Here is a 16,035-nt window from a genome sequence, read left to right on the forward strand (position 1 = left end):
GAGCGTCGAATTACGACCGCTGCTGTCACGAACGGATCAGTGAGCGCTGTCGTCCCAACTGCATAGCGCACTAATCACAAGAGAGCGTGCGTGTAGCCGTCTATTCAGCAGGACGTACCAAAACAGATTGGCCGTACATACATAACCGAACGAAACCAAGCCCAACTGTGGCCACGTAAACAGGGAATACAGGAAACGGTGTGTGCGTTTCCGGCGCAGTGCTGGAGACGATCCTCGAACGGCCGGTTCGATGTGGCCCGAAATCGGTCCGTTCAGTTTCGGCTCGCTTTGCGACCATTTATACCCGATGGCAAACCTAGAACAGTGCAATGGCGCAAGCGGGAAATTCTGAACTCGTCGACTCGTTCGAGCAATTCTTCCGCAACTACTACGACAACGAAATCAAGCAGCTTGCGCAGCGATACCCCAACGAGCAGCGGTCGCTTCACGTCGACTGGCAGGATCTCTACCGGTTCGACCCAGACCTTGCTGATGACTTTCTGAACCAGCCCGAACAGCTACAACGGTACGCCGAAGAAGCGCTGCGGCTGTACGACCTGCCGATCGACGTCAGTCTTGGCCAGGCCCACGTCCGGGTCGAAAACCTGCCGGAGACGGAGTCACCCGAGATCCGGGATATTCGCGCCCGGGACATGAACTCCCTCGTCCAGGTCCACGGCATCGTTCGAAAAGCGACCGACGTCCGGCCGAAGATCGAAGAGGCCGCCTTCGAGTGCCAGCTCTGTGGTACGCTGACACGCATTCCACAGTCCAGCGGTGATTTTCAGGAACCCCACGAATGCCAGGGCTGTGAGCGACAGGGGCCGTTTCAGGTCAATTTCGACCAGTCGGAGTTCGTCGACTCTCAAAAACTCCGGATGCAGGAGAGCCCCGAAGGCCTTCGCGGCGGCGAAACGCCGCAATCGCTCGACGTCCATATCGAAGACGACATCACCGGCGAAGTCACCCCCGGCGACCACGTCTCGGCGACTGGGGTCTTGCGACTTGAGCAACAGGGCAACGACCAGGAGAAATCGCCCGTCTTCGATTTCTACATGGAGGGGATGTCCGTCACCGTTGACGAAGAGCAGTTCGAGGACATGGACATCACCGAGGATGACAAGAAGGCGATCTACGAGATCTCTAACCGAGACGACATCTACGAACAGATGGTCGCCTCCATCGCGCCCTCAATCTACGGCTACGAACAGGAGAAACTGGCGATGATCCTCCAGCTGTTTTCGGGCGTCACAAAGCAGTTGCCCGATGGCTCGAGGATTCGTGGCGACCTGCATATGCTGCTTATCGGTGATCCTGGTACTGGCAAATCCCAGATGCTCAGCTACATCAAAAACATCGCTCCTCGAGCCGTCTACACCTCTGGCAAGGGGTCGTCCTCGGCAGGGCTGACGGCTGCTGCGGTTCGTGACGATTTCGGCGACGGCCAGCAGTGGACCCTCGAGGCCGGCGCGCTCGTTCTGGCCGACCGGGGGATCGCCGCAGTTGACGAACTCGACAAAATGCGGTGTGTCACAGGCGATACGCTGGTCCATACTGGTGACGGAATCGAACCGATTCGTGAGCTTGCACACGAGTCGATAGCTGGCGGTTCGATCGAAGAACTCGAGAACGGCCGGACGATCCGAGATGTCGACATGGACGTCTGGACCATGACTGCAGACGGAACCGTGGTCAGACGCAACGTTCTCGCGATACATGAATACGACGCACCAGACATACTCCGGAACGTCGAACTGGAGAGCGGAGAGCAACTAACGACTACCGCAGACCATCCGTTCTTCGTCTTGGAAGACGGGAAACGCAAAGAACGTCAGGCCCAGCATCTTCGCGAAGGCGACTGGGTGTACGTTCCTGAGACGATTCCAACGGAGATCACGGACGGTGGAGCCAGCGTACTCCCCGCTACCGATACGGAACCGGAAGCAAATGAAATGACCCCCGCTCACGGAGCGGTGCTGGGCTATATCGCTGGTGATGGGAACATCTTCTACGATCGAGAGGGTGGAAGCTACGGATTCCGCTTTACGAATACGGAAGAAGAACTCCTGGGCGACTTCGAAGCGGTCTGTGAAGCGGCGTTCGATACGCACGCCGTTCGGCATCCGAGTGAGAAGCTGAGTGACGGTGTCGAAACGGTTCGCGTCCACGGAAAACAGTACGTCAACGACCTTCTCGAATCGGGTGCGAACCTCGAGACCTACGATGGAAAACGGCTCCCCGAGGCGATAACGAACGCATCCCGACCGACGAAAGCAGCGTTCGTTCGTGCCCTCGCAGACTCCGAAGGGACAGTCGACAAACGGGCTGTCAAAATCTACTCCTCGAGCTACGAACTGCTCCTCGGAACGAAGATGCTCCTGCTCGAATTTGGGATCTCGAGTCAGATACAGACGCGTGCTCGCGACGACGGGCGTAACTTGTTCGTGCTCGTGATTACGTCTAATCAGTCGCTCGAAGCATTCGAGCAGCACATCGGATTCACCCTCGACCGAAAACAGCGATCGCTGGAACAGGCCTGCGAACGAACGACGGGGACCCGAACGATCGTAGATGTACTGCCCGAGTGTGGCGACTTGTTCGAACAGGCACGTGGCGCACTCCGATTACATCAATCCGAGTGTGGGCTCGAGAGCGATTCGACCTACTGCAACTTCGAAAACGGAGATGCGAACGCATCGCTTCGACTCTCGGAATCCATCCTCGAGACGTTCGAAGAGCGGAACGCAGCGGCCGGCGATCATCACAGTGAACTTGCTTCTGAGACGTCTTGGGAACGACTCGAGGAACTTCGAGAGCAGTACCACGTCTCACAGCGGGAACTATCCGCAGAGATGCCGTGTTCCCAGCAGCGGTTGTCCGCTCAATGGGGATGCGATACTGATCTTCGAGAGCGCGTGCGGAGCCGACTACGTGATCGACTCGAAACGCCTGCCTCGGTCGATCTCGAGCCGCTCCAAGCGTTGATCAAGAGTGACGTAAAGTGGCGTCGCGTGACCGCAGTAGACTCAGTAGCTGCCCGAGAACACACCGACACCAGAATACGGGTTCTCGAACAACAACTCGCCGACGAAATCGGCGTTTCGACCGTCGATTCGATTCGAGAGCGAGCGCGTTCGTTGCTCGAGACGGACGAACCGGTCGAAACGTGGGACGCACTCCGGGAGCGACTCGAAACGTACGGCGTTTCGTTCCAGCACGTTGCTGCGGAGATGGATGTCACGGGATCAACGGTCTCACGGTGGTTCTCGGGAGCCGTTGATGTCGGCAATTTCGATACCGTCCACTCCGTCTGCGAGGAGTTACTCGATGAAAAACGACAGAACATATCGACACTTCTCGGGGAAATCGAGCGACGAGAGCAACCCAGAGTCTACGACCTCACGGTGGAAGGGACCCACAACTTCATTGCAAACGGCATGGTCGTCCACAACTCTGAGGACCGCTCTGCAATGCACGAAGCGCTCGAGCAGCAGAAAATCTCGGTTTCGAAGGCGGGGATCAACGCAACCCTCAAGTCCCGGTGTTCGCTGCTGGGTGCGGCAAACCCCAAGTACGGCCGCTTTGACCACTACGAACCGATCAGCGAGCAGATCGACCTCGAACCTGCACTGGTCTCGCGATTCGACCTGATCTTTACGGTCACGGACGAACCCGACGAGGAGAAAGACCGCAACCTCGCAGAGCACATCCTCACGACCAACTACGCCGGCGAGTTGACCACCCAGCGCGAGCAGATGACGTCGATGGATGTCTCCGACGAAGAGATCGAAGCGATGACCGGGCAGGTCGATCCTGAGATCGACGCCGAACTCCTGCGCAAGTACATCGCCTACGCGAAACAGAACTGTCATCCACGGATGACAGAGGCAGCACGCGAGTCGATCCGAGACTTTTACGTCGACCTGCGGTTGAAAGGCACCGACGAGGACGCTCCGATTCCGGTGACGGCACGGAAACTCGAGGCGCTGGTTCGGCTCTCGGAGGCGAGTGCCCGCGTGCGGCTGTCGGATACGGTCGAGGAGTCCGACGCGAGCCGAGTGATCGAAATCGTTCGGTCGTGTCTACAGGATATCGGTGTCGACCCAGAAACGGGTGAGTTCGACGCGGACATCGTCGAAGCAGGGACGTCCAAATCACAGCGCGATCGGATCAAGAACATCAAACAGCTGATCAGCGATATCGAACAGGAGTACGACGACGGGGCGCCGGTGGATATCGTTCTCGATCGCGCCGAGGAGATCGGGATGGACCACTCCAAAGCCGAACACGAGATCGAGAAACTCAAACAGAAAGGCGAGGTCTACGAGCCGAGTCGGGACAATCTCCGGACGACCTAATTGGTCGTTTCGATGCCAATTGGCTCCGCTCGAGTGACGAGGATCGATCACTGCTCGTTGAGCATCTTCACCGTCGAACGGATCGTTACGGGTGCAACATCGGCGACGTCGGCAGCGTCGGCCTGTGTGATTGTCGGCCACTCCTCGCGTTCACTGGCCGCCTTGTAAAGACAGGCCGCTGCGACGCCGCTTGGATTTCGACCGCCGATGAGTCCCTCCTGAAGCAAGCCGGTGAGGAGTTCTCGAGCGCGGCGCTCGACGTCCGTCTCGAGGCCGAGTTTTGAGGCGTAGCGCGGCAGGTATCCTGTGGGATCAATCGGTCCCGTCGGGAGGCCGAGTTCACGATTGAGTGCGTCGTAGGCAGCCGTGAGTTCGTCGGCGTCGGCACGGGCAACGGCGGTGATTTCGTCGATCGTTCGCGGATTCGAGCGTGTTCGACAGGTGGCGTAGATCGCCGCGGCGGCAAACCCCTCGAGTGATCGACCCTGAAACAGCCCTTCGGATTGGGCAGATTTGAACAGGGTACACGCCTGTTCTCGAGCGGATTCCGGCAGCGAGAGCAAGGCGTTGACACGACGAATCTCGGTAAACCCGTAGACCTGGTTTCGTTCGGCCTTCGACGAGATTCGAGCGCGGTTGTGCTCGCGTCGCAAGCGAGCGATCTGTCGGCGTTTCCGGCCGGTTACTCGAGAGCGATAGGCTGAATCGGAGCCGGAGCCGTAGCCGATTTCCGTCGAGAGTCCACGGTCATGTCTCGACCGAGTCAACGGCGCGCCGGTCCGCCGTGGGTCGGTCTCGTCGTCATCGAACGACCGCCACTCTGGTCCGCGATCAATCGCGTCCTCGGCAAAAACGAGACCGCAGTCTTCACAGATCGTCTCGGTACCGTTCGTCCGCAATCTGCCGTCACATTCTGGGCAGACACCATCTCCATCTATCCTAACCATTGGTTATTCCCAATCCGTACATGGATTGATGTTCGCGATCATATTTAAAATATATGATCTAGTTGGGAATTAAACATACAATCCGGTTTCAGTTACCGGAACGCGAACTAGATCAATTAGGGGTCGCCCCCGCTTACAAACCGGCTACGACGACGAACGTGGCGGATTTCATTCGAGACGGCGCGCCTCGAGTCGGGCTGATACGGCCTGCTGTAACGGTTTACCGGTGTGACCGCAGGGCGGCCGCGGTTGCACCGGAAATAACTTACAGGAATCCGTGTGAGGTCTCAAAACGGTGGTTGTGACTATGTCGTGTTTCGAAAGCGAGGTGGTTCAGTTACAGTGGACGCGCGAGCCCGCTACTGCTTGAGGTGCTCGAGGATGTCTGCCGTGTCGGCTGGCACGGGTTCGGGGTCGCCGCCGGCAGCGGCCGCAGCGTCGGGGTCTTTGAGCAGGTGACCGGTCGTTAGACAGGCAACGCGTTCGTCGTCGTCGACGACACCGTTGACGCGGAGTTTTCGCAGGCCGGCGAGTGAGGCAGCGGAGGCGGGTTCGACACCGATCCCCTCGCGAGCGAGGGCTCGCTGGGCGTCGGTGATCTCCTCGTCGGAGACGGCAACGGCAGTCCCATCGGTTTCTCGAATTCCGGGGAGAGCCTTCGGTGCGTTGACAGGATTGCCGATCCGGATCGCCGTCGCGCGCGTCTCGACATCGTCCCAGCGCCGGACCTCGTCCGCACCGTTCTGGATTGCTTCGACCATCGGGGCCGCGCCCTCGGCCTGAACACCCGTCAGCTTAGGGACGTCGTCCTCGGCGAGTTCGCCCGCCTGGACGAGTTCGCGGAACGCCTTGTACAGCGCCGAGGTGTTCCCGGCGTTGCCGACCGGCAGCACGATCCGGTCGGGAACGGTGTCGTAGTCGGTGAGGAAGCCCTCGAGGATCTCGAGGCCGATCGTCTTCTGGCCCTCGAGTCGGAACGGGTTCAGCGAGTTCAGCAGGTAGACTTCGCCCTTGGCGGCCAGTTCCTGGACGATATCCAGACAGGCGTCGAAGTTACCGTCGACCTCGAGGATGCGCGCATCGTGCAGGCTCGCTTGCGCGATTTTGCCCGCTGCGACCTTGCCCGCAGGCAAGAGCACGAGCGTCTCCATGCTGCCACGGGTGCCGTAGGCGGCCAGCGCGGCGCTCGTGTTTCCGGTCGAGGCACAGGCCAGCCGGCCAACGCCGAGTTCTTTGGCGACTTTGACGCCGACGGTCATCCCGCGGTCTTTGAACGAGCCGGTCGGGTTCATTCCCTCGTGTTTGATCCGTAGCGCTTCGACACCGACCTCGTCTTCGAGACGGGGGACCTCGTACAGCGGGGTCGATCCCTCCTGAATCGAGACGCCCGATTCGAACGGCAGCGCGTCGGCATATCGCCAGACGCCGTGGCCCTCGAAGTCGTCGAACGTCGGCAGGTCGTCGTAGCGAACTTCGAGCAAACCGTCACACTCGTCGCAGGTGTAGCGGACGTCATCAAATGGCGCGAACGTTTCGCCACACTCGATGCACTCGAGCCAGACACCGTCGTCGGCGACGTCGGGAACGGCCGGCTGCTCTGCGGACAGGCTGAGACTCATTGTCAGCCGAGAGGTGTGGCAGGGGCAAAAAGGACGTGGATTCGCCGGTCCCGCCGGTGTGACTGACTGACAGTCGGTGACTGTCTGTGTCGTGACCGTCGAGCCGCCCCCGTCCCGACGCTATGGCCCCCAAGAGCGTCACGGGTCCGTGATTATCTTGCAGTGGCGTCTGTGTGACGTGGTTACCCAACCCAGATAGGTGTATGCCACCGCATGACGTGAATGGCGACATGGCATCGAAAACTGCGACTCGACTCGGCGTCCGACGCGGTACCGCCCTCGAACCCTGGCAAGCCGGAACTGTCGGCGGAATTATCGCTGCACTGGCCTTCGGCATCCTGATGTCCGTACAGACCCCTGCCGTCCTCGAGATGGGGATTCCAGCCATGTACGGCCTCGAGGGTGGCCTCGCCGGCTGGCTGATCCACGTCTCACACGGCGCGGTGCTCGGCGTCGTCTTCGCTGCGCTGCTTACAGCGACGAAGCGACCTCATCTCGGTCCCGTCAAGAGCACCGCCGCCGGGCTCGTCTACGGGGTCGTCGTCTGGGCAGTGCTCGCGGTGGTCGTGATGCCCATCTGGCTCTCGACGGTAGGGTTCGCGATGGCACCAGCGTTCCCGAACATCGATATGATGAGCCTGGTCGGACACGCGGTCTATGGGATCGTCCTCGGTATCGCGTACGCGTTCCTCGAGCGGTAACCGGAACACGCCCGCCTTCTCCTCCATCAGTGAGCACCGCTGTCCCCCATTCTCGGCTACATGAGAATGAGAACAAGCAACGCTGCAGGCCCCAGCAGCAAGAGCAACGTGGCGAGTACCAGTCGAATCAACATACTACGTACATCCGAGTTCGAACTGCCGGATAACGTCTCCAGATCGTTCACCCCGCTAGTGACATCCTACCAGAATTTACTCGAGAACTGAATATCAGAACGGACTGATTAGCGAATCGAACCGGCTAATCTCGATCGAGGAGCAGCCAGAAACAGCGTCGAACGTGATCCGGCAATCGTTCATACAGACTGCTATCCGTTAGTTTCGGCGCGACTGCGTGCCATCCCGAAGTTGTGTCGAGACACAGGGACAGCAGACCATATCACTCGAGCAACCAACTCAACACGGCTTTCTGGGCGTGGAGCCGATTTTCGGCCTGGTCGAAGACGATCGATTGGTCGCTTTCGATGGCGTCGTCGGTGATCTCCTCGCCACGGTGGGCGGGTAGACAGTGCATAATCGACGCGTCGGGGGCGTGCTCGAGCAAGTCCGAGCCGACCTGAAAGCCCTCGAAGTCGTTCATTCGGACGTCGCGTTCGTCCTCTTGACCCATGCTGATCCAGACGTCGGTGTAGATAATATCGGCATCGGTGACTGCCTCGACTGGATCTGTCGTCGTTGTTGGATCGCCGCCCAGTTCGCGGGCGCGCTCGAGTACTTTTTCGTCGAGTTCGTAGCCCTCGGGCGTCGCGACCGTTAGATCGATGTCGGTCATCGCACAGCCGAGTGCAAACGACTGGGCGACGTTGTTGCCGTCACCGATCCAGGTCGCCGAGACGCCGTCGAAGCCGTCTTCCTGTTCACGGATCGTCTGGAGATCCGCGAGCGTCTGGCAGGGGTGGGCGTCGTCGGTCAGCCCGTTGACGACGGGGACGTCGGCGTACTCCGCGAGCACCTCAACGTTTTCGTGTTTGAACACGCGGGCCATCACGGCGTCGACGTACCGCGAGAGCGCACGCGAGGTGTCTTTCAGCGGCTCGCCACGACCCAGTTGAATGTCGTCTTCCCCGAGGAAAATCGCGTGGCCACCCAGTTGGGTCATCCCTGTCTCGAATGAAACTCGAGTTCGGGTACTCGCCTTCTGGAAGAGCATTCCCAGCGTCTGGTCCTCGAGGTCGGCGTGGTCGTCGCCGGCCTCGAGGGCTCGTTTGTACTCCGCGGCCCTGTCGAGGACCGTGAACAGTTCTGCCTCGGTGAGATCGTCGACGTCGAGGAAATGTCTCGGCTGTGTGTCGTCAGTATCTGTCATCATTATCTGTGAATCGTCTGAAAATGCGTGTAGTCAGTCCTCGCGCAACGTCTGCGAGACGCGCTCTAAGATCGAAACGGACTGGTCGAACTCCGACAGCGACAGTCGCTCGTCGGGTGCGTGATCGAGGTCGGAGTTGCCGGGGCCGTAGGTGACCATCGGACAGTCCCACGCGCCCGCGTAGATATTCATGTCGCTGGTCCCCGTCTTGCGCACCAGTCGTGGGTCTTTGCCCTCCTTGCGGATAGCGACGCGGAACGCTCGAGCGACCTCCGTTCGCGGACTCATCATCACGGGTGGAACCTTGTCCTTCCAGGTCACGGTCCCGACCTCGAGTTCGGCTTCGGCGGCTTCACGAACCGTTTCGACGTCGAGTGCCGGCGGCACGCGCAGTTGGACGTCCATCGTCGCTTCAACAGAGAGGCCGTCCTCGCTGACGCCGCCTTCGATGTCGACCGGCTTGGTCGTCACCTGCTCGAAGACCGGTTCGTACTCGCCACCCTCGAAGTGGTCTTCGACGGTCGCCCACCAGCGAACGGCGTGTTGGATCGCGTTCGGGTCCGGCCGAGAGGTGTGGCCGGATTCACTGGTCGCGACGTAGGTGCCAGCGATGAGGCCACGATAGCCGAGCGTGATCCCATCAGCCCCGGAGGGCTCGCCGTTGACGACGGCTTCCGGTGACTCGTCTCTGTCGTCGACGAGATAGCGCGAGCCTTTCGAGTCGACTTCCTCGCCGACGACGCCAACAAAGGAAACACCGGTGCGAACGGCGGCGGCCGCCATTGCGGCGAGCGGGCCAGTCGCGTCGACGCTGCCACGACCCCAGAGGATCTCGTCGTCGCCGGTTTCTTCGACCTCAACCGGAATGTCGCCCGGGACGGTGTCGATGTGTGAGGTGAGCAACACGGCATCGTCTGCTGGTGCGCGGACGTTGCCGACCGCGTCGATCCAGACCTCTCGGTCGTGGGCCTCGAAGAAATCCACGAGACGTTTGGCCGCCTCGCGCTCCTCGCGGGTCGGCGACGGGATCGAGACGAGGTCGACCAGCAGTTCTCGGGCTTCCGAACGCGAGACGTCCGTCGGTTCAGTCGTGCTCGTGCTCATGAATCGTCAGATGCGATGACCGCGCCCAGCGCGTCTATGAGCTGGTCTGCCTCTTCCTGGTCGATCACCAGCGGCGGCAGCAGGCGCAGGACGGTCCGACCCGCCGGCAGCGCCAGCACCTGATGGTTGATCGCCAGGTCGCGGGCGGCGCGATTCGCTCCTCGTTTCAATTCAATGCCGATGAGCAGGCCCTCGCCGCGGACCTCCCGTACCTCGTCACCGAGGGTCGCCTCGAGTTCGGTCGTAAGATAGTCGCCCATCGACGCGGCGTGGGCGGGCCACTCCTCTTCGACCAGCGTCGAAATCGTCGCGTGGACCGCCGCGGTGACGACGGGGCCGCCGCTGAAGGTGGCATTGTGCGAGGCCGCGCCGTCGGCGATCCAGTCACGGACTGCGACCGCGCCGACTGGCAGCCCGTTACCCAGCCCTTTCGCCGTCGTGAGGATGTCGGGCGTGACGCCTGCATTCTGGCAGGCCCACATCTGGCCCGTCCGTCCCATGCCGGTCTGGACCTCGTCGAAGACGAGCGCCGCGCCGGCTTCCTCGGTTGCCTCGCGGGCACGCTCGAGGTAGCCCGCAGGCGGGACGTTGATGCCGCCTTCGCCCTGGATGGGCTCTAAGATGACGGCCGCGGTCTCCTCGTCGACGGCGTCGGCGAGCTCCTCACCGTCGCCGTAGGGGACGAACTCCACGTCGCCGGCCAGGGGCTCGAACGGTTTCTTGTACTTGTCTTTCCAGGTCGCTGCAAGCGAGCCCATCGTTCGGCCGTGGAAGCTCCGGGTCGCGGCGATGATTTTGGAGTTGCCGGTCGCCGAACGGGCGAACTTCAGTGCGGCCTCGTTGGCCTCGGTGCCGGAGTTACAGAACCAGGCCGAGTCGAGGCCGTCGTGCGTCGACGCGACGAGCGCAGCGTAGGCGTCTTCGCGCGACTGGACAGGGAACGAAGAGTCGACAAAAGTCAACTTCCCGACCTGTTCTTGGACCGCGTCGACGACCGCTGGGTTGCTGTGACCGAGCGGCGTACACGCGTAGCTCGCGCCTGCGTCGAGATACTCCGTTCCATCGGTACTGTAGAGGAACGACCCCTCGCCGCGTTCGAGCGGAATCGGCTTGCTGCCGGAGATGAAGTCGTGGTCACTCATTGTGCAGCCTCCCCAGTATCGAGTGCGCCGGGCTCGAGGGTCGTCCCCTCACCGGAGAGCGCACTCGAAATCGGCTCGTCTGCGTTCGCATCAGCAACGATGACCGAGGACGCACCGCCCTCGAGGGCTTCCTCTGCGGCCATGACTTTCTTCGTCATGAAGCCTTCCGCAGCCGATTTGACGGTCTCGAACGCTTCCGGAGTCGCAGCCGAATCGATCTTGGTCGACTCGTCGTCGGGGTCCTCGTAGATGCCGGACACGTCGGTCAACAGGACGAGGTCGGCCTCGAGTGCGCCCGCGATTGCGGCGGCAGCGCGGTCGGCGTCGGCGTTGACCGCGGTGTAGCCACCGTCTTTCTCCTTGCCGAGTACCGGGACGGAGACGACGGGCGTGTAGCCGCCTGCGAGGACGGTCTCGAGCAGGTCGGCGTTGACCGACTCGATTTTGCCGGAGTGGTCGCCGCGTTTGATTTTCTTTTTGCCGTCTTCTTTGACGCGGACGGCAGACTTGCGCTTGCCTTCCAGCAGTTTGCCGTCGGTCCCCGAGAGACCGACTGCGTTGACGCCCTCGTTCTGTAAGCTCTCGACCAGATCGGTGTTGAGCTTGCCGGGCATCACCATCTTGAAGACGTCCATGGTACGTTCGTCGGTAAAGCGCCCGACGACGCCGCCAGGCGTCTCGACGTAGGTCGGCTCCTCGCCGAGTTCTTCTAAGGTCTCGTCGACGGCTGTCGAACCACCGTGGGTGAGCACGACGTCCTCGCCATCCTCGACGAGACTCGCAACGTCTGCGAGTGCGCCTTCCGGATCGACAGCGCGTGCGCCGCCGATTTTAACGACCACGGTCACTCCGGACACCTCCGTTCCCTGTCTGCTCGCGGGCGTCGCCCGCTCGCACGGCTTGAGGGACGCATGCGTCCCTCATTGCTTTCGATCACGTTCGCTCTCGAAAAGGCTGTCATGGTGCTCCCACCGGGTGCAGTCCCGTAAACTCGAGTCCGGCCGTCTCCTCGAAGCCCAGCGCGATATTGGCGGCGTGGACCGCCTGGCCCGCCGAGCCTTTCATCATGTTGTCGATCGCTGAGAAGACGACGATGCGCTTGTTCGAGGGGTCGAGTTCGAAGCCGACTTCGGCGAGGTTCGTTCCCGCGACCGACTTCGGCTCTGGGTAGCGGTAGACGCCGGAGCCACCGGCAGCCATGCGGACGAACGGCTCGTCCTCGTAGGCGCCGCGGTAAGCCTTCCAGAGGTCGCCCTTCGAGACGGGGCCCGACGGGAAGACGTGACTCGTCGCGCTCGCGCCACGGATCATATCGACGGCGTGGCACGTGAACGCAACGCTCGTGCCGAGGAACTGCTCGATCTCGGCTTCGTGACGGTGGCCCGTCGGCGCGTAGGGGCGAACGACGCCCGAGCGCTCGGGATGGCTCGAGGCCTCGCCGCCGCCGGCCCCGCCTTCGGAGGAGCCGACTTTCACGTCGACGACGACCTGCTCGCCGCCCTCTAAGATGCCGTGTTCGAACAGCGGGTAGAGCCCGAGGATCGTCGCGGTGGCGTTACAGCCGCCGCCAGCGATCAGCTCTGCGCCCGCGAGGTTCTCGCGGTTGATCTCGGGAAGCGCGTACTCGGCCTTCTCGAGGTATTCGGGCGCGCTGTGGCCGTCGTACCACTCGTCGTACTGCTCCTCGGTGTTGAGCCGGAAGTCAGCCGAGAGGTCGACGACGGTGTCGGCAATCTCGAAGAACTCGTCGATCTGTCCCATCGAGACGCCGTGTGGCGTCGCCGCAAAGAGGACGTCGACGTTCTCTAAGTCCTCGGGTTCAGTAAAGCGTAGGTCCGTCCCCCGCAGTGGCGGGTGGACGGAGCCGACGCTTTTGCCGGCTTTCGATCGGCTTGTGACTTCGGCGAGCTCGACGTTCGGATGGCCTTCGAGCAGGCGCAGGAGTTCGCCGCCAGTAAAGCCCGAGCCGCCGATGACGGTTGCGGTAACCGTGTCGGCTGCCATCAGGCGCTCACCTCGAGTTCGCTGTCGGCAGCGTCGGCTGCTTTTTCCTCGAGCCAGTCGACGACAGTGCCGGCGATGTCGGTGTCGACGGCCCCGTCAAGGGCTTTGAACTCGACGGTGTGGTTGACCTCGTGGACAGTATAGCCGTCTTCGGTCTCCATCAGGTCGATACCGAGCAGTCCACCGCCAACGGCGTCGCTGGCCTGTTCGACGAGTTCGATAGCCTCTTCGTCTGGCTCGAAGACGTCCGTCTCCGCACCTTTGGCGGCGTTGGTGATCCAGTGGTCCGACGAACGGACCATGCCAGCGATGGGCTCTCCGTCGGTCGCGAGCACACGGATGTCACGGCCGGGTTTCTCGACGAACTCCTGGACGTAGAACACCTTGTGCTCGTAGTGGCCGAGCGTGGCCTTGTGCTCTAAGATGGCTTCGGCGGCGTCCGGCGAGTCGATCTTGGCCATCAGGCGACCCCACGATCCCACGACGGGTTTGAGCACGCAGGGGTAGCCAAACTCCTCGATGGCTTCCATCGCGGTCTCTTTCGTGAACGCGACTTTGGTCGCCGGCGTCGGTACGCCCGCTTTCTCGAGTGCGAGGCTGTTTTTCACTTTGTCCGCACAGATGTCGGCCGTCTCGTGGCTGTTGACCACGGGGATGCCGTAGGCCTCGAAAAACTGCGTGGCATAGAGGCTACGGCTCGTGGCGAGACAGCGGTCGACGACGATGTCGAGGTCAGCAAACGCCTCGGGGGCCTCGCTGATGTCGAACGTCTGCTTGCGGACGTCGATCTTCTCGATCTCGTGATCGCGCTCGCGAAGCTCGTTGAGCAGGAGCTTCTCGTCTTTGCGAATCCGGGAGTAGAGTATTCCTACGTTCACGCGAACCACCCCTGGTGTGTGAGCTCAGGGCACAAGGTAGTCGCGACCGTGTGCAAGGTCACTCACCCCAGTCCTCTTCGAGCTCGGGGGCTCGCTCGAGGACTGGCGGCTCGGTGTCGACGACTTCAAGCTCTGCGCCACAGGTCGTACAGTCAACGATCTCTCCCACTTCCAGATCATCGTGCAGGGACACTTCTGCCCCACACTCGACGCATTCGGTCATTGTACCTGCAACTGGGAGCCAATAACCCTTAAACCCTTCGAACCTGTCAAGGGATATACACGAAGCGCAGTATCGTCTAATGGAGCGAAAATGCTGTTTTCCAGCCGATTACAGTTCCAATATCATGGAGTTGGTAGTTTGTCCCCTGGCGGGGACCGCCGGGAAATCGTGGGCCGCACTCGAGCAACCGACAGGCTCGAGACTGAGAGGAACGCGACGGCAGGCTCAGACATAGCCGTTCACCTCCGAGCGAAGCGCCTCGTGGGCTTCCTCAAGTGCGTCGTCGGTCGCTTCAAGCGTTTCGCCGTCGGCCTCGAGGGCGTCGCGAGCGGTCTCGAGCTGTGGGCCGACGGCCTCGGGAGCAGGCCCACCCTGCGAATCGCGGCTCGCGACGCTTTCGGCGGGATCGAGCGCGGCCTCGACGGCCTCGGGGTCGACGTAGGCCTCAAGCGATTCGCCGAGGACGTCCTGGGCTGCAGCCTCGAGTGCGTCGTAGTCCGCGCTGTTTTCAGCCGCGATCGCAACGAGTTCATGTGCGGTCCGGAACGGCAGCCCGTTCGCCGCGAGCAGGTCGGCGACGCCGGTCGCCGTCGAGAATCCCTCGCCGGCTTCCGCCGCGAGCGCGTCCGCGTTCCAGTCGGCCGTCGCCACGGCCCCAGCCGCGACCTCACTGGCTTCGGTCACAGCGTCGACGGTCTCCCACGCGTGGGTCGTCGCGCGCTGGAGGTCACGGTTGTACGCACGCGGGAGCCCTTTGAGCGTCGTCGTCAGCCCCTGCACCCCGCCGGCTGCGTCTCCCGCGACCGCGCGGACGAGTTCCAGCGTGTCCGGGTTCTTCTTCTGGGGCATGATCGACGACGTCGACGAGTAGTCGTCCGAGAGGTCGACGAAGCCGCGGTTCGCGAAGATGATCACGTCCTCCGCCAGCCCGGACAGCGTCGTCGCGTGTGTCGACAGCGCTTGTGTCGTCTCGAGCAGGAAATCCCGGCTCGAGGAGGCGTCCATCGAGTTCTCGACGACCGATTCGAACCCGAGCAGTTCCGCGGTGCGTTCGCGGTCGATATCGAACGGCGTGCCGGCGAACGCGGCCCCACCTAACGGCGACTGGTTGATCCGCTCGTAGGCCTCGAGCAGGCGTGCCGTATCGCGACGAACCGCGCCCTCGTAAGCCAGCGCCCAGTGTGCCACCGTCGTCGGCTGGGCGGGCTGGAGGTGCGTGTAGCCGGGCATGATCGTCTCCGTGTGCTCGGCGGCGACCTCGATGAGCGACTCGCGAAGCGCGAGGGTCGTCTCGATGGCCTCGAGGACGTCCTCACGCAGGCGATAGCGGATGCAGGCCGCGACCTCGTCGTTTCTCGAGCGCGCGGTGTGCATCTTCCCGCCGTCGGGGCCGACTCCCTCGATGACGGCGGTCTCGATGGCCTCGTGGACGTCCTCGCCGTCGGGCAGGGAGTCGTGGCCGTCGACCTCGATCGCATCGAGTGCCGTGAGGATCTGGCCCGCAACGTCGTCGCCGATGATGTCCTGCTCGGCGAGCATGATGACGTGTGCGCGGTCGATCTCGATGTCGGCCTCGAAGATCCGTTCGTCGGCTGCAAGCGAGGAGAGGAAGCTCCGAGCGGGGCCGCCGCTGAATCGGTCCCGTCGGACGACGCCTTCGTCGCCCGCAGTGTCGCTCCCGTCAGTTTCCAGTGTGGACTCGGTCGGCCCGTCGTGAGCGCTCTCCTCGGTCATT

12 protein-coding genes are annotated in these 16,035 nt (G+C 62.0%); 2 read left to right on the top strand and 10 right to left on the bottom strand.

Annotation, left to right across the window (positions count from 1 at the left end; translation table 11 throughout):
• Positions 1–329 precede the first annotated feature (329 nt).
• The gene (locus BW940_RS16575; RefSeq protein WP_076610327.1) at positions 330–4,358 is read left to right on the top strand and encodes an LAGLIDADG family homing endonuclease; all 4,029 of its coding nucleotides are present in this window, start codon (positions 330–332) and stop codon (positions 4,356–4,358) included.
• Positions 4,359–4,405: 47 nt separating this feature from the next.
• Here BW940_RS16575 and BW940_RS16580 read toward each other — a convergent pair whose 3' ends face one another.
• Both BW940_RS16580 and thrC read right to left on the bottom strand, forming a co-directional pair.
• On the bottom strand, positions 4,406–5,305 hold the full coding sequence (locus BW940_RS16580; RefSeq protein WP_076610328.1) for a transcription initiation factor IIB: 900 nt from the start codon (positions 5,303–5,305) through the stop codon (positions 4,406–4,408).
• A 359-nt stretch (positions 5,306–5,664) separates the two neighbouring features.
• The gene (gene thrC / locus BW940_RS16585) at positions 5,665–6,924 is read right to left on the bottom strand and encodes a threonine synthase (RefSeq protein WP_076610329.1); all 1,260 of its coding nucleotides are present in this window, start codon (positions 6,922–6,924) and stop codon (positions 5,665–5,667) included.
• A 230-nt stretch (positions 6,925–7,154) separates the two neighbouring features.
• Here thrC and BW940_RS16590 point away from each other — a divergent pair, with 230 nt between their 5' ends.
• The gene (locus BW940_RS16590; RefSeq protein WP_076610330.1) at positions 7,155–7,625 is read left to right on the top strand and encodes a histidine kinase; all 471 of its coding nucleotides are present in this window, start codon (positions 7,155–7,157) and stop codon (positions 7,623–7,625) included.
• Positions 7,626–8,022: 397 nt separating this feature from the next.
• Here BW940_RS16590 and argF read toward each other — a convergent pair whose 3' ends face one another.
• The 8 genes from argF to argH form a co-directional block, all read right to left on the bottom strand.
• Positions 8,023–8,952, bottom strand: a complete 930-nt coding sequence (gene argF / locus BW940_RS16595) for an ornithine carbamoyltransferase (RefSeq protein ID WP_076610331.1) — start codon at positions 8,950–8,952, stop codon at positions 8,023–8,025.
• 30 nt (positions 8,953–8,982) lie between these two features.
• Positions 8,983–10,053, bottom strand: a complete 1,071-nt coding sequence (locus BW940_RS16600; protein WP_076610332.1) for a [LysW]-lysine hydrolase — start codon at positions 10,051–10,053, stop codon at positions 8,983–8,985.
• On the bottom strand, positions 10,050–11,195 hold the full coding sequence (locus tag BW940_RS16605) for an aspartate aminotransferase family protein (protein WP_076610333.1): 1,146 nt from the start codon (positions 11,193–11,195) through the stop codon (positions 10,050–10,052). The genes BW940_RS16600 and BW940_RS16605 overlap by 4 nt, the downstream gene beginning before the upstream one ends.
• On the bottom strand, positions 11,192–12,043 hold the full coding sequence (locus tag BW940_RS16610; protein ID WP_076610334.1) for an acetylglutamate/acetylaminoadipate kinase: 852 nt from the start codon (positions 12,041–12,043) through the stop codon (positions 11,192–11,194). The genes BW940_RS16605 and BW940_RS16610 overlap by 4 nt, the downstream gene beginning before the upstream one ends.
• Before the next feature lie 109 nt (positions 12,044–12,152).
• Positions 12,153–13,199, bottom strand: a complete 1,047-nt coding sequence (argC, locus tag BW940_RS16615) for an N-acetyl-gamma-glutamyl-phosphate reductase (RefSeq protein ID WP_076610335.1) — start codon at positions 13,197–13,199, stop codon at positions 12,153–12,155.
• Complete coding sequence (lysX, locus tag BW940_RS16620; protein WP_173834904.1) at positions 13,199–14,077, bottom strand: lysine biosynthesis protein LysX; 879 nt, start codon at positions 14,075–14,077, stop codon at positions 13,199–13,201. The genes argC and lysX overlap by 1 nt, the downstream gene beginning before the upstream one ends.
• Before the next feature lie 58 nt (positions 14,078–14,135).
• Positions 14,136–14,300, bottom strand: a complete 165-nt coding sequence (lysW, locus tag BW940_RS16625) for a lysine biosynthesis protein LysW (RefSeq protein ID WP_005554620.1) — start codon at positions 14,298–14,300, stop codon at positions 14,136–14,138.
• Positions 14,301–14,525: 225 nt separating this feature from the next.
• The gene (argH, locus tag BW940_RS16630) at positions 14,526–16,034 is read right to left on the bottom strand and encodes an argininosuccinate lyase (RefSeq protein ID WP_076610337.1); all 1,509 of its coding nucleotides are present in this window, start codon (positions 16,032–16,034) and stop codon (positions 14,526–14,528) included.
• Position 16,035 lies beyond the last annotated feature (1 nt).

It is taken from the genome of Natronorubrum thiooxidans, assembly GCF_900156475.1.
GTDB lineage: Archaea > Halobacteriota > Halobacteria > Halobacteriales > Natrialbaceae > Natronorubrum > Natronorubrum thiooxidans.